This window comes from Leptospira bourretii, from assembly GCF_004770145.1.
GTDB lineage: Bacteria > Spirochaetota > Leptospiria > Leptospirales > Leptospiraceae > Leptospira_A > Leptospira_A bourretii.
In genome coordinates this window covers 39,159-52,742 of sequence record NZ_RQFW01000026.1, presented here as the reverse complement: position 1 = coordinate 52,742, position 13,584 = coordinate 39,159, and the positions used below count along the sequence as shown (strand labels likewise).

15 protein-coding genes are annotated in these 13,584 nt (G+C 37.4%); 3 read left to right on the top strand and 12 right to left on the bottom strand.

Annotated features, from left to right (window positions below; translation table 11 throughout):
- From EHQ47_RS19625 to EHQ47_RS19615, 3 genes are all read right to left on the bottom strand, one after another.
- The coding region (locus EHQ47_RS19625) for a restriction endonuclease (protein WP_135777997.1) at nucleotides 1-1,705 on the bottom strand (1,705 nt) is incomplete at its 3' end.
- A gap of 318 nt (nucleotides 1,706-2,023) precedes the next feature.
- On the bottom strand, nucleotides 2,024-3,415 hold the full coding sequence (locus EHQ47_RS19620; RefSeq protein WP_135777995.1) for an HNH endonuclease domain-containing protein: 1,392 nt from the start codon (nucleotides 3,413-3,415) through the stop codon (nucleotides 2,024-2,026).
- A gap of 63 nt (nucleotides 3,416-3,478) precedes the next feature.
- Nucleotides 3,479-3,688 (bottom strand): hypothetical protein, encoded by a 210-nt coding sequence (locus EHQ47_RS19615; RefSeq protein ID WP_135777994.1) that lies wholly within the window; start codon nucleotides 3,686-3,688, stop codon nucleotides 3,479-3,481.
- 328 nt (nucleotides 3,689-4,016) lie between these two features.
- On the opposite strand from EHQ47_RS19615, the gene EHQ47_RS19610 reads away from it, so the two are divergent.
- Together EHQ47_RS19610 and EHQ47_RS19605 are read left to right on the top strand one after the other, a co-directional pair.
- Entirely contained in the window at nucleotides 4,017-4,403 is a 387-nt protein-coding gene (locus EHQ47_RS19610) for a hypothetical protein (RefSeq protein ID WP_135777993.1), read from the top strand.
- A gap of 597 nt (nucleotides 4,404-5,000) precedes the next feature.
- Nucleotides 5,001-5,831, top strand: a complete 831-nt coding sequence (locus EHQ47_RS19605; protein WP_244290427.1) for a hypothetical protein — start codon at nucleotides 5,001-5,003, stop codon at nucleotides 5,829-5,831.
- 558 nt (nucleotides 5,832-6,389) lie between these two features.
- Here the strand turns inward: EHQ47_RS19605 and EHQ47_RS19895 are convergent.
- The 6 genes from EHQ47_RS19895 to EHQ47_RS19580 form a co-directional block, all read right to left on the bottom strand.
- On the bottom strand, nucleotides 6,390-6,554 hold the full coding sequence (locus tag EHQ47_RS19895; protein WP_244290426.1) for a HipA domain-containing protein: 165 nt from the start codon (nucleotides 6,552-6,554) through the stop codon (nucleotides 6,390-6,392).
- On the bottom strand, nucleotides 6,544-6,714 hold the full coding sequence (locus tag EHQ47_RS19890) for a hypothetical protein (protein ID WP_244290425.1): 171 nt from the start codon (nucleotides 6,712-6,714) through the stop codon (nucleotides 6,544-6,546). Before EHQ47_RS19890 ends, EHQ47_RS19895 begins: the two co-directional genes overlap by 11 nt.
- A 21-nt stretch (nucleotides 6,715-6,735) precedes the next feature.
- On the bottom strand, nucleotides 6,736-6,876 hold the full coding sequence (locus EHQ47_RS19885) for a hypothetical protein (RefSeq protein WP_244290424.1): 141 nt from the start codon (nucleotides 6,874-6,876) through the stop codon (nucleotides 6,736-6,738).
- Between the two features lie 121 nt (nucleotides 6,877-6,997).
- Entirely contained in the window at nucleotides 6,998-7,840 is an 843-nt protein-coding gene (locus tag EHQ47_RS19590) for a nucleotidyl transferase AbiEii/AbiGii toxin family protein (RefSeq protein WP_244290423.1), read from the bottom strand.
- 13 nt (nucleotides 7,841-7,853) lie between these two features.
- Nucleotides 7,854-8,447 (bottom strand): type IV toxin-antitoxin system AbiEi family antitoxin domain-containing protein, encoded by a 594-nt coding sequence (locus EHQ47_RS19585; protein ID WP_135777988.1) that lies wholly within the window; start codon nucleotides 8,445-8,447, stop codon nucleotides 7,854-7,856.
- 91 nt (nucleotides 8,448-8,538) lie between these two features.
- Nucleotides 8,539-9,069 carry a helix-turn-helix domain-containing protein gene (locus EHQ47_RS19580; RefSeq protein ID WP_135777986.1) on the bottom strand — a complete coding sequence of 177 codons (531 nt, stop codon included), beginning with the start codon at nucleotides 9,067-9,069 and terminating at the stop codon, nucleotides 8,539-8,541.
- Between the two features lie 668 nt (nucleotides 9,070-9,737).
- Here EHQ47_RS19580 and len point away from each other — a divergent pair.
- On the top strand, nucleotides 9,738-10,397 hold the full coding sequence (len, locus tag EHQ47_RS19575) for a Len family endostatin-like outer membrane lipoprotein (RefSeq protein WP_208727475.1): 660 nt from the start codon (nucleotides 9,738-9,740) through the stop codon (nucleotides 10,395-10,397).
- A gap of 255 nt (nucleotides 10,398-10,652) precedes the next feature.
- Here the strand turns inward: len and EHQ47_RS19570 are convergent, their stop codons facing one another.
- The 3 genes from EHQ47_RS19570 to EHQ47_RS19560 form a co-directional block, all read right to left on the bottom strand.
- Nucleotides 10,653-11,144 (bottom strand): hypothetical protein, encoded by a 492-nt coding sequence (locus EHQ47_RS19570; protein ID WP_135777984.1) that lies wholly within the window; start codon nucleotides 11,142-11,144, stop codon nucleotides 10,653-10,655.
- Nucleotides 11,144-12,556 carry a hypothetical protein gene (locus EHQ47_RS19565; RefSeq protein ID WP_135777982.1) on the bottom strand — a complete coding sequence of 471 codons (1,413 nt, stop codon included), beginning with the start codon at nucleotides 12,554-12,556 and terminating at the stop codon, nucleotides 11,144-11,146. The genes EHQ47_RS19570 and EHQ47_RS19565 overlap by 1 nt, the downstream gene beginning before the upstream one ends.
- Before the next feature lie 487 nt (nucleotides 12,557-13,043).
- On the bottom strand, nucleotides 13,044-13,271 hold the full coding sequence (locus EHQ47_RS19560; protein ID WP_135777980.1) for a hypothetical protein: 228 nt from the start codon (nucleotides 13,269-13,271) through the stop codon (nucleotides 13,044-13,046).
- Nucleotides 13,272-13,584: the final 313 nt, after the last annotated feature.

Below are 13,584 nucleotides of genomic sequence, written 5' to 3'. Positions count from 1 at the left end.
CCGATAGACACCTAACATTACTTAAAATTCGACAGACATTGTCTGGAGTGGGTTCTTTTAGCCATTGGAGTTTGGCTTCTTTTTCACCAGCATTCATTCCTCCATCCACATGTTCGGCTTCACAAAGCAGTGGATGAGGGTCTTCTTCTTTTTCTTGATACGCCGCGATCACATTGGCAAACATTTCGGCAATGAGTTTGGAACTCACTTTGTGGGTTTTGGCACCTTTTTGGATTTCGATCACCTGACAAAAGGCAACGGCTCGTTTCATGGGAGATTCCAAACCAGGGATAGTTTCCCTTGAGCCTTGTTTGCTAAGAGCCTTCCAACATCCGATGATTTTTGCGGCATCATCTACTTTGATTTGGTTGTTCTCATCTGCTAAAAGTTTTTGTAGTCTTGCATTGACATGGTTTTCATCTACGGCAAGAACGATCACCTTGTAGTCTACAAGAAGACCCCGACTCACTGCCGTAGAGAAGTTGATGACATAGAGTTCTTTTCCAAACAGTTTCTCATCATCCATCGAACAAAGTGTCACATTGTCCTTTTCCGCACTGACTTTAGCTGTATCTCCATAAATCCTGGGAGTTGCCGTCATATACAGACGTTTGGTGGCTTTTAAAAAAGAATTGTCATGCACTTTGACAAAATGACTTTCGTCTTCACTTTCAAAGGTGGCTCCTGTCGTACGATGTGCTTCATCACAGATCACCAAATCAAAGGCTTCCATTTTGTGCTTTTTTTGTGCATCACTAATAACTTGTATCGAGTGATAGGTGGAGAAAACGACAGTCATATGACTTTGGTCATGTCTCTTTCCAACTTCCTCCGCTAGGCGCTTTGCATCAGTAGTGGCAGGATATTTCAAATTAGTTTCGATGGTTTCAACTACGTCTTCGTTTTTGTCTCGTTTTTTACCCACCTCACTATCAGAGCACACTGCATACGAATGAAGCTCAATCGCACTTTCCTGTGTCCATTCTGTTAAGGATTGCGAAAGCAGTGATAAACTCGGAACGAGAAATAAAACCCGTTTGCCTTTGCCCGCCATCTCTTCTGCAATTTTTAAGCTGGTAAATGTTTTTCCCGTTCCGCAAGCCATGATGAGTTTTCCTCGGTCGGCTGTTTGGAGTCCTCTAGTCACACCAAGAAGAGCTTCTTTTTGGTGGTCACGTAATTTCTTCTGCTCTCTTAATGGAACAACTTCTTTAGATTTGAATTTGTTCCAATCAATCACACTATTTTCTAAATCAGAGAGATCAATTTTGGTCACGGGAGGAGTTTGGTTGTGAAGTGCACCGTCTGCATGTTCCGACCAAAGGTTGGTTGTAGAAATAATGATCCGCTTTACAAATGGCTTTTGTCCCGAAGCTGTAAAAAAACTATCGATATCTGCTTTCTGAATTTTATAATTGGCATCATAAAATTTAGATTGGATCGCATGAATTTCATTGGTCGTGCGAGTTTTGGCAACAAGGTCAATTCCAACATCTCTTGCATCCTTTCCCTCTAACTTCGCCCAATCGGAATACATCCAAACATCGGAATAATAGTCTTTATAATATGGTTCATTTCTAAAATACAAGAGAACCAATTCTTCAAAATAAGTTCCCTTTTCTCGTTCTGATTTAGCGGCTTCGCGAAACTTATATAAAATAGATAATAGCGGAGTGTGAATGTCTGTTTTTAAAGATTCTTTCATTGAGATAATTTACCTTTCAGGTAGGACAAAACAAAGTCTAACGAGGATTCGATTAGTGAAAAGTAGAAAAAATATTTTGAGTTGCACCATTCATTTTTAATTTCTTTTCAAAATTCAATTTGTATAGTCTCGCCTTCCGATTCGAGATGGGACATTTAATTCTATTAAAACCATCTTCGCATACCTAAAATATTTATATTGCATATTCTTTTTTCGACCACTCTATCATCTCATCAATTGAGAAGATGTCACTATTCAAATCCTCTCCTGTAACTCATGGGGCGAAGCTATACCCTCAGAGCTTTACTACTTCCCCTCTCACTCACCTTCCCACCGCAAAACCTCTCGTCTACTCGCTATTGTCTCTGCTGTCTCTTGAAACAAAGCAAACAAAGTTTTATCCCAATCCCTCGCTTCGTAATATTTTCCTAAAAAGTTTTTGAGTTCAAAGGTGAATTGATTCGGTCTTAATTGAAAAACATATATCCAATGGTCTCGAATGGGAAGTTCACTTTTCATAATCAATTCGGCACTTGGTATCTTCTCACTTTTCCTTCGATTGGATTTTGTATCTGTTGGGAATAAGTTCCATAGGTAGTTATTTTTCCAATATGCATAAGGAATGCCGTGATCAATGTCTAGATTCGATTTGTTTAACGGTTTGCCTGTCCAAATACAAGCTAAGTCAGTTTTTTTTAAGAATAAACTACGGACTTGGTTTTGTTTGCGTTCTAAGTTTTGACCCATCATTAAATAATCAAAGGCAAGTCCTGTTCGAACGGACTTGCGAGAAAGCCTTTCGATTTCTCCGGCCCATCTTAAGATCACCGCATCACGGATCCAAGACTCAAATAGAACAAACTCTCGCCAGATTGCAATCGGCATCGAAATCATTTGTCGTTTAGGATCATAGTGAAACAAATCACCATTGGATGTGTATTGGATAGGTCCTTTGATGATCGTTTGTTCCCACTGCCCTAGAAACAAATTCATATGTTTTTGCAAATCCATATCGATGAGTTTGCCTGAATGGAACAAGGCTTGTTTCTCTAAAAAATCATCTAAGATATTGAGCTTTGATTGTAAGGATGCAAAAGTTTTTCGCAAACTCGAAGGTTTATCTAGTTTATCAGAGGATACCTGCGGTAAATAGATAGGTGCAGAGAAAAGATTCCAAAAGTAGACTACCCACTTTTCTGCAACCAATCGGATGGGAATGAATACATGATCCGATACATATTCGACTAAATTAAGATTTTCTAAAGCAATATCGCAGAGTGCTCTGAGTAATGCAGGTTTGTAAGTGGCAGTTTTTCTTTCGCGATTGAGAAGGGAGTCAATGGTATCCAAAGGAAGAGATTGTTTGTGTTCTAACTTGAGAATGCAGAAAGACCAAGACCAACCACGGTATTCACTGTCTGAGAAGTGTGATTCCATAATGACTTGGAAACCAAGTTGTTCTAAAATCATAGTTATCTCTTTTAAATGATAAAGGCAATGGAGTCTTCTCTCTTTGTCTCGTGAATCGTTATCCAGATCCATTCGATTTTCAGGTAAACTAAAAACAAAATACCCACCGACTTTTAAGTTTTGTTTGATGTTGAATAAGGATAAAAATAAATCTTGCTTTGGAATATGTTGCAGAACTGCGAAAGCAGAGATCAAATGAAATGAATCAGAAAATGTTGGTAAATGAGGAAGACTTCCCATTTGAATTTTCAGAGCGCGATGAGGATGGTTTGCGCTAATACGATCTAATATCTGACTACTGGGTTAGATTCTAATCGCATTCCAACCATTCGAGTTTAACTGTTCTACAAATTTACCAGAACCAGTTCCTATATCCAATACATTTGCATGAGTGACTCCACTCTCTTTTAGGTAAAATTCGATTTCCGAAATATAACTATGATGGAACCGTTCTTGCCTATCGAAATAAGTATCGGTCGGCCGATCATACGCATCTATAGTTTGTTTGTCCATGTGCTCGAACTTAATTTAGAATCATGATTAGTAAGAAAAGTTTTTTATCCTGCCAATTATTTCTGTAAAAGGCAACTTTCGTTTAGAAAAATTTTTTAAAATATTTTCTATAGGTTCCATCAGCACCTTAACGCATGAAATCTTAGAAATTTTGAAAACAATACCAGATCTAGTTCGATTTTGGTAAAAATTACGATATTTTCGCTCGAATGGGCAAGAATCAAAAATCTGAAATTTTTTTTATGAAATATCGATAAATCGCAAAATGGGGTTCTCCGATATCGGAAAACTTTATAAAATCAAGGTAATTCAATTAAGGAGAATCGATTTGCAAAATCAATTAGCTACCAAACAAGAAAGTTACCTGACCACGGATCAAATTCAAAGATCTGTAATGAATATCATGCAGGCATTGCATAAGAGAAATGATATTTTCGGGAACCCCTACCCCGGTCTATCAGCCGAAAAACAAACCGCTTTGGTCTTAATCAAAAGTGGATATAGTTACCGTGAAACGGCAAAAGAACTGAATAAAAATCATACAATCATAACGCAATGGTCAAAGAATGATCCAAAATTCAAACAGGCTCTTGAACAAGTTAAAACGGATATTCAAGAATCCATTCGAATGAAAACGATCCTACCTCAGTTAAGTTATGAAGAGATGACCTCCACTTCCCAAATGAATGAGGAATTAGAGGATCCAAGTCTTTAGATAGGCTCTCTCTTTTTGGATTTCCTGATACTCTTTCAGGTGATCTTATATGGTTGCAGCAATTGCAGCACATAATTCGCGTTTGTGTAAGTGAGGGTTTCTCCGAGTAAATACTCGGAAGAACCCCGGAAATAAAAAAATTCATCCATACAACTTCATCACTTAATGCATCAAATGTAGCAGAGTGCGGATAAATCACGTAAGTATATTATAATAATTACGATTACCGAATTTTTAAGAGCCTGTTTTCTGAACTTCACAATTTGAATTTCATGAATTTTTTTTCGTACAGCGAAAATGAAAATAATTACAAAAATATGCGATATCGGTTCTCCGATATCCGATTATTCGCTAGGATAAAGTCAAGGTTATCACTTGGCGTCCAAACGACCTCCTTTTGAAAACCCCAGAAAGTGCGATGACCCAAAGTCCTTGTGATCTGTTGTCGGGCTTTCGAATTTTTGAAGAAGGAGAAAAAAGTATATGGCCAAGCCATGCCCAGACAGTACAACCAAACAAAGGTTAAGGAATAATAACCTAAATAGAATCTGTGAAGTGAAATGGAAGAAACTTCAACTAGAATACGGCAAAGAATCGATGAACATTAAAGATGTGAAGCGAGTCACGAATCGAACAACGTGGAATTGCCTAAAAGAATACAATAAGAAGAACCATGCGGTATATAGCAAACGTGGATACACTGGATATGTTTTCACATTAAGCAGAGGAGATAAGGAAGCAGATATGAAAGAATTAAAAGAAGCTCTTCACAAAACACTAAAACAGATGAACTACTCTATTTATAAGAATCATATCAAAGGATTAGAACTACCAATCACGACATTTGAAGGCAATGCAATTGATGGACAATACAACCCTCACCTCCATGGATACGTTTTCATACCGAAAGGACAAATCAGAAACTTTAAACGGAAACTAAAGGAAAATCTAGCGAATACATTGTTCAATCCTCCAATGCAAAATGGTCCCAAAAGAAAGGCGAATAAACTATGGTTCGATAAGTTAAAAGGGGATGGAGTAAAATACTTTGGATATTGCGGAAGAGAAGAATCACCAGAGCATGGCAAAGAACTAGATAAATTGAATTGGGATTTATCGTCTTTTGGATTTGTATCAGAACCAAATCACTATTTGAGTAAACGTATCATAAAAAGGATTTATCGAAGATTCCCTGAAACAGAGACCAATTCTGAGTTATTCCATCGAGTCATTTGTATGTTGCATTGGATCCAGAAACGAGGTTATTTGCAAGAATACTTAAGAGCTTTCATTCCTTCCTTGAAAACAATTCCTTATCCAAGGAAAATAAAGTCGAAACAGAAAAGCTCCCATCATTACCAACCGAAGGTACCAAACCTAAATAGGATTCCGATTTCAAACGTGAATTCTCATGATAAAGTCGCTTAGAACCAATGCAGCACTCTCCAAAATTCAAGCATTGTGAAGTGATCCTCTATGCTGTTTTTGGTGTAAAAATTCGACAATTTCGACAAATTCGACAGGAAACGTGGGTGTTTTGTCGAGTTTCGTATTCATAAAGGATTCGTTTTTCATTGCTAGATGGTGTAAACGCTGTACGGTTCATTTAAGACGAATCAGCCGTCCAATCATGTATTGAAATATAAATTTGGAATCGTAAAAAGGAAGCGATAACATCTTAGTAGTTTAATGCGCACTTTAAGCTACTCATTTTTACTGTTTCCTAACCTTTCACACCTTTCATCGAATATGGATTCAAAAACTGTCGTTTCCAAAGAAGATTTCTGTCCACCTGGCTTAACTTGACCTCGTCGCCAACAGACTTCCACTTTTTTCAATGGTATGGATTTGGTGTTTTACAATCTCCATGGCCTTAGCTTTCGAAAGTAGAAATTGATTGCGAGCATTGAGACAAACCTCAATTCGATTCCTTCTGTCTTCACCGGAGATGAGCATGGCTTGGGATGCTTCGTTCCCAGATCGTGCTTACGGACAGATATCGTAGGCCGGTGTAAGCGTAAGAGAATTTCCATCCCAAAAGGCAGCATAATTTCTTACATGGTCGTCGGTGTTGCCACAAAGGATATTGAAGACTAGTCTTCGGAAGAGCTCTTCTAACCAAATCCAAACATAGGCTTCTTTAGAAGTCATCTTTCACCTTCTTTGTTTTGTTACGGATTCGTTTTGGTAACAAAGTCAACTTGTCTGTTGTTTTTCGAATGGATTTGGAAAGGGAAGGATTCTCTTCCAAAAAGATGGGAATGCCAAGGATGACGGCCGCTTCGAAAACCAAACCAATTGCCACGGTCATATCACCTGCTTCTATTTTTTGCTAAGTGGTTCGCGAAATACCAATTCGATCGGCAAGCACTTGTTCCGACCAAGCTCTTTCCTTTCTAGCAACTTGGATTTCTTTGCCGAGTAACACAGATGCTTCCCTTGCCATCTTAGAATAGGTTCTCGTAATTTTCATAAACTCTATATGATCAGTCTATTGACCATTTTACTGGTCATTTAATGGCATGACAATTCGTTTTGGTTTGGATTCTAAAGGCAAACTATGTTTCAATTTTCCTATCGAACAAACACCTTTTCTATTCTAAATTATCTTTTGTAATTTGTATAAAAAACTCTGGTGACCAAAGATCTAATACATTTGCATTCGTTATAAATGGTTGGATGTCTGCTTTTGCTTGCGAAATCGAAATTGTTTTAAAGCGTTCGATCAGCATTTGTTTTAAAATGGGAAGAGTCAATTTTTCACTTGGATCTAAATGGCCAGATTGTACCATCCTCGATTTTAGATGAGTCAAATCAACTGGCGTTCTGTTTCCCAAATACCAAACAAAATCATAAAAATCCCTTCCTTTTACGCGGGATTTCCAATCTCTACATAATACTGCATGTATCTTTCCTGCGAATAAACATGGTTTGGTAAATAGTGTTACGGGAAACGGGATTGGCTTTAAAAGGTATTTAGTTTCATAGGATGCTTTTGAAGGAGGATCGATGTCGATCTCTAATTTAATTTTCAATTGTTCATTGTCTGGAACGTTAAGTCCGAGATTCTGATTAGTATTAATCTTAATAAGATGAACAAGGGTCCCTCCTTTAATGAATGCAGACTGAATTTGACTTTCATTTTTTTTTGTTTTCATCTCGACCGACATTTCAAAACCAAAGGAACCCAATTCATCCTCAAGAGATCTTAAATAGTTGTTGAGTTGAAATTTTTTATTTTTACGAAATAGACTGAAATCTAAATCTTCGGAGAAACGATCTAATTTATAAAAAATTCTTAGGGCAGTTCCTCCATAAAATGCTGCGTGATTAAAAAATCCATTCCGGAAAAGACCTAAAAGAGCAATCTCTTGTATAATTTCTTTTAATGCATTTTTATAATCATCAGCAGTGTTACACTGATATTTTTCCAGCATACTTTCTACAGCGCTATGCATAATATTTCCTTAGCATTTTTGGGAACAATAAACATTGAGGTTGTCTATAAATTAAACATAATTTTGCGACCTCACTCTCATCTAGTCTCGATAACCACTCTTCCTCAATTCTTTTGTCTTCTATTAGAAAATCCTTAAGTTCTTTTACTTCTTTTAATTTCGAATTTTTGTAAATCAAATCCAGGATTGCTTTTTCAGGTGTAGCAATTAAAAAACCTTGTTCTCCTTCTTCTTTGCGAACAATTCCAAATGGATACGCAAACTTTGGAAGATAATAATAATAAAAGTCGCCAATAGGTGTATGGAACTTCTTGTTTTTATTTTTGTTGTACGTTGCGGAAATGATCCCCTTCACCCTCTCTGGAATCATGCCATAGTGTGCAAGTGCCGATTCAAAAGATATATACGATGGGCCATATAACACCGAAGCAATACTAAACATGGAATTCGTTTTATCATTTGGTTCTAGAAAAACTCCTCTCTTTAAATGGAGAATCTCTTTAGATCGAATCATTTTGCTCAATTTAGATTTTGGAGAAGCAAAAGACGAAAGTTCTTCCATTACAACCCTGTGTGTTTTATACATTGTTTTGCTTTCTCCAGCAAGTATACTTTATTATACTTACTGGAGATTGAAAAGAATAATTCTTTCCCAATATACAAAAAAAATCCCACCCTCACCCATCTCCTACAACAACACTTGTTAGTGAATTTACAATTCTTGCCAAATGTTTGGAAGAAGGAGTTTCTCCTTCAAATAAGATTCGTTCAACGGCCTTTCTGGTTGCTTCGGGAAATTTGTTTAACATTCCCTTGTACTGTTCCTTTGTAACAATCAATGAATTCTTCTGTATAGGAGGTGGTAGATTGTCCAAGGCTGGTTGGGAGAAAGTCTCAACTCTGCGATGTGGTTCCCTAGTGGGCAATTCCGTATGATTCGTACTCTCATCCAAGGCAGACCCCAAACAAAGGTAACGTCTACGGCCGTCAAATCCAGTTTGAATGACAAACCCTCGTTTTTTCAGCCTGGAAATCATGCGCGAAACAGTATCGGGTCTTATCCCCAAAAGATTCGCAAAATGTTCGTTTGATGCAAAACACTTTCCATTCGATGTAAAACTTTCAATTTCTGAAAGGATTACCTTCTCAGATATGGAAAGGTCCTTCCTACTCTCGATACGAGCAGGGATCCAAATTCCTTGTCTCATGTTGTCCCTTCGATTTGCCTAGACACGCCTTCGGCCAAACCATTTAACATTCTTTTTATGGCAAGGGATCAAGTTAGGTGAAGTGATCCGAGGTCTTTGCCTACCTCATCCGACAAATGCCTATTACCGGACAGTAAAACCTAAATCCAAAGGAGGAATTTTGTCAATCACAATGAGACATAATTTCTGGAGTTTTTTGGGAAGGGAGAAAGGTCCCCCAAGAGGGCAAACTCGAGGGGGAATCGCGTCTTTTTGGATCTTCACCTAAGACGGTACAAGTGAAACATGGATTGGAAAAAGTACAAGAATTTTTTCAGATATTTTGTAAATAACTAACGACCCATTTTCCAGCGAATTGATTCATATATTTATCGGCGTCTCTCATTTGTTTTGCGAGGCCTACATTAACGGATCAAATCTAACGGCGGTTCCTCTCTTTGCGTCTTCAGCTCACTTTACCTCAACCAAATCTAGCTATTAGAAAATCACTTTATATGTTAGCTTTTACCATTTATTGATCACTTTGTAATTACTGTCGCTACGATAGCAAATCTAATTCAAACTAGATAACCTATAATTAGATCAGTTGTAAAAAAGCATTAAAAATTAGCTGTAAATATCTAAATTTAGACTTGCTTGCGATGATAGAATATGTCAAATTGACACTCATGAAATTCAATAATCAGGTCATTTTAGTTTTGTTATTTATAATGGTTATGTTAGGTGCTTGCAAGAAGTCAGAGGATGATAACGATACCACCTTACTCGCTCTTGTTCTTGCACAAGCAACGGCTTCAGCACCTTGTTCGACGCGATGCCATATTTTTTTATCAGAACCTTCGATAGGTAACATCGGTTCCGGTGGAATCAAGGGACCTGATGCAGTTTGTAATTTTGATATCAATCGACAACGCGGTAAAACTTATAAGGCGATGGTTACCGTTCCTGGAGTCAGAGAAGTTCTTGGAAATCCAACAGGCACCTTAACCTATACTGATTGGGTATTAAAAGCCAATACTTTTTATTCTAACAGCACAGACACCTCTAACACAACTGGTGCTACGACGACTTCCAACAGAATTTTTCTTGATTCCAACAACCCAATGCAAATGAATTTTGCTCTCGGAACTAATGGTACTCGCTTTTGGACGGGTATGACAATCACCGGTGGAAATCTAGTGAATGGAGACAATTGTTCTAGTTGGAGTTCGCCAAATGGTGCCTTAAACGGATTGACTGGTGTTGTCGGAGCCAGCACAACAAGCTTAGTGGATGTAACAACAAGCGCATGTGTCCTAACAAATCGAGTCGTTTGTGTAGAACAGTAGAGTTAAAATTAGTCGTTCAAATACAGACTTATCAAAGAACTAAGACTTTTTTTACCTATGGAAGCATTAAGTCTTGGTTCTTTTTTTTGCTAGGGTATTCTCCACTTAAGTTCCTTAAAACAACAGATATTTTTAAAAATTTCGCGCGTTCTAACTGATAATTCGATATTCAACTCTATCGGAGTCCTTTTCTCCGATCGTTGGCAAATTGATATGAATAGTTCCTCAATTCGTCAACGATCTAGTTAGAACGTATTATTCTTGACCAGGTGGAAGGTTTTCTTCGAAAATTTTGTTTTCCTTTTCATACCGGTCTAATTGTGTTCTTGCGTCTTCAATACTCTTCACATTACCTGATTTGTAACCAATATCAAGGAAGGAATTTTTAGGATCTTTCGATTTGGTATAGAAGTTTATTTCTTGCACTACTCTATCACTTCTTTTATCTTCAGTAAAGTTAAAGTATATGTATTCATTTAACTTTATCCTAAGTTCATCTTCGTCAACCATATCCACTTTATATTTTATTACATTATTATTTTTTACATCAACGACTGAAATCATCGAGTCTGCCTGATCAAAAATCATATATTTAAAATTTAACCCATTCTCGAACCCATGGTTTTTAAATCTCTGTAAAGTACCGTCAAAGTAGTAATAACCATTGAACTTTTCAAACTTGTTACTTACTTTGTGATCACAGTTTCCAAGTGTAATTAAAAATAGAATTAGTAATATTTTTTTCATCAATCTAGTATCCTTATGCTGGTAATTTTATTTTGATTTAATGCACTTTCTAGCTTCCCACCATTTCTCCATTCAATTTCACTTGTATGGTCTTGTAATCTCCAGTCCCCATTATTATCTTGGTATGCCAAGATAAAGTGGTTACCCTTCCCATCAGGCGTTGCGTCAGTATCAATTTCTACAACCGCTACTTTGTTTGGGCCTTTGTTCAACTCTGCAAGAACTGTATTTTTGTCCCTACCAATCACATTGTCTAATGAATGAGATGGATTGATATAATCCTTTCCTGAACCATAGAACACAGCTTGCTTCCCTCCATGAGTTCCAACTGTAATCTCACCTTTTATTACCTGTTCTACATAAAACTTGGCAAAGTCTGGTTCTATCTTTCTCCCCGCCAGCATCGCTGCTTCCCAGCCTGAAATGACGTTACACAAAGCAGAAGCAGTTTTCAAGGCAAAATCACTATCGGATCCCATATTCTTGATCAAATCTAATGAAGCTCGAACCGTTGCTTTTTTAGAATCGGGAACATCTGCTAAAATCTTGTCTATATCCATTTTTTGGAAAACTTCATATGTACTAAGGAGCTGTTTTGCAACTCCACTATTGATTTTCCCGTGTTGGTTCATCTGAAGCATATTGGAAATTTGTTTTGCTCTATTCTCTAGTTGTAGGCTTTCCAACTCCTTTATATGCTCAGCATTCCCTGCTATTTTTTCTTTCAGTTTTTGCTTTTGGATATCTTCTAACTGCTTTAGAGTTGCTCCAGGATTTTCCAATCTGATCGCAAGGAGCTCATTGCCAGAGAGAGTGTTCAATTGGTTAAGTTCCAATCGAACAGCTTCATCAAAGATTTCATTCTGCAGAATCTTTTCCTGTGTTTTGTCAAATTCTTTAAGAGCTTGGGTTAGCTCTTTATCCACTTTTCTTTGCTCATTCTCATATATTGCTTTTTCAGCTAATTTTTTATGTTCAGCGCTAATGTTTGGATCGCGGATATCGACCTTTATTGATTGTATCTTACCTGATTTTGGATCAGTGGTTACTATTGTTACTTCAGAAGCTTCTTTTTCACGTTTTTCTACCGAATTAACAAGTGATGTCACTTCATTTGTAATCGCTTTGGTTTGATTTTTAATAGTAGTGTCCAATGTTTGAGATTCTTTTTTTAGTCCAGAAATTGCTCTCTCTTGCAAAACCACATTCACAATCAGTCGTTCATAAGACTTTCTTAATTCCGAAGCAACATTAGGATCGTCAGATAAACCATATGGAGGAGGATTCAATCCTTGCTCTTTTAATTGTTTTTCTGCAGCTTCTCGTTCCTTTTTAGGTAAATAATCAAATAGCAGCTGAACATCTTTCAGTTCGCTCGTTGCAAACTTTTTCCCTTCCTCTCCTTTCAGCAAACTCTTAGCATTATCGACCTCAAGAGTTTTTGCTAAATCCTTATAAGTCTGAGTATAAAACGTCGAGAGTGCCTTAGTGTCTCTACCAATAAGAATACTAGAATCAGTAGGAGTAAGTATAGAGCCCCCGATTCCTAAATTAAGAATATTCCCCGAAGGATCAGTTTCTAAATCTATTTTTTTACGTCCCTCTGCTAGCTTATTCTTAAGGGCATCTTGCTTGCTTAACGCTAATTGATCCAGTTCCCTTTTTCTTTCCTGGCTTTTAGATAGTTCAGCATTCGTTCTTTCTTCAATGCCTGTTTTGATAATTTCCTGCTTGTTTGAAGCAGAAATAGGAGGTTTAATCCAATTTCCAACAGTTTCTTTATCTTTAGCCAGCTTTGCTTTCGTTTCTTTGATTTTTTCTAATGACTTTCGTTCTGCTTCTTCCGCTACTTTCTGTCTCTTCTCGGGAAGATCTTGTTTATGTTTTTCTGTTACACGATCAATCGTTTCTTTTGATAGGTTTTTTTATTGTTTCAGCTTTTATTTCCTGGTAATCCCTTTCCTTGGTTACTGGGGCATCTGTATTTTTTTCAGATTTTGAGATTTGGGGATCACTTGCCAAAATGAATTTAGCTTCAGCGTTTCGATTATTGTAAGAAAGCACATTCGAAACGCTGATAAGAGAGCCATCTGACAATTTGGCATATTTAATGCCATCATCAAACATGATTTCGCCTACTACTTTTAATTTTCCATCGTAAACATCTTTAATTCTTGAACCGATTTCGTATAAATTTTCAGGGATAAAGGAAGAGTCATCACCCTCGGCTACATCCCCACCTTCTCCCTCTCCCTATCCAAATAATCCAAGTAAGCTGAAGGCAAGCGAGGTGGCCGCTGCTGCTCCGGTTGCCGTATTTTCTGTGTTCGGGAGTTCGAATCTTGGCGCCTCGAATGTGTTAGATGTAGCACGCCAACTACGATTAGCCGATCCCGCTCTCCGCTGCAATCTCTCCCACCACTTTAAATCATTTCGATAA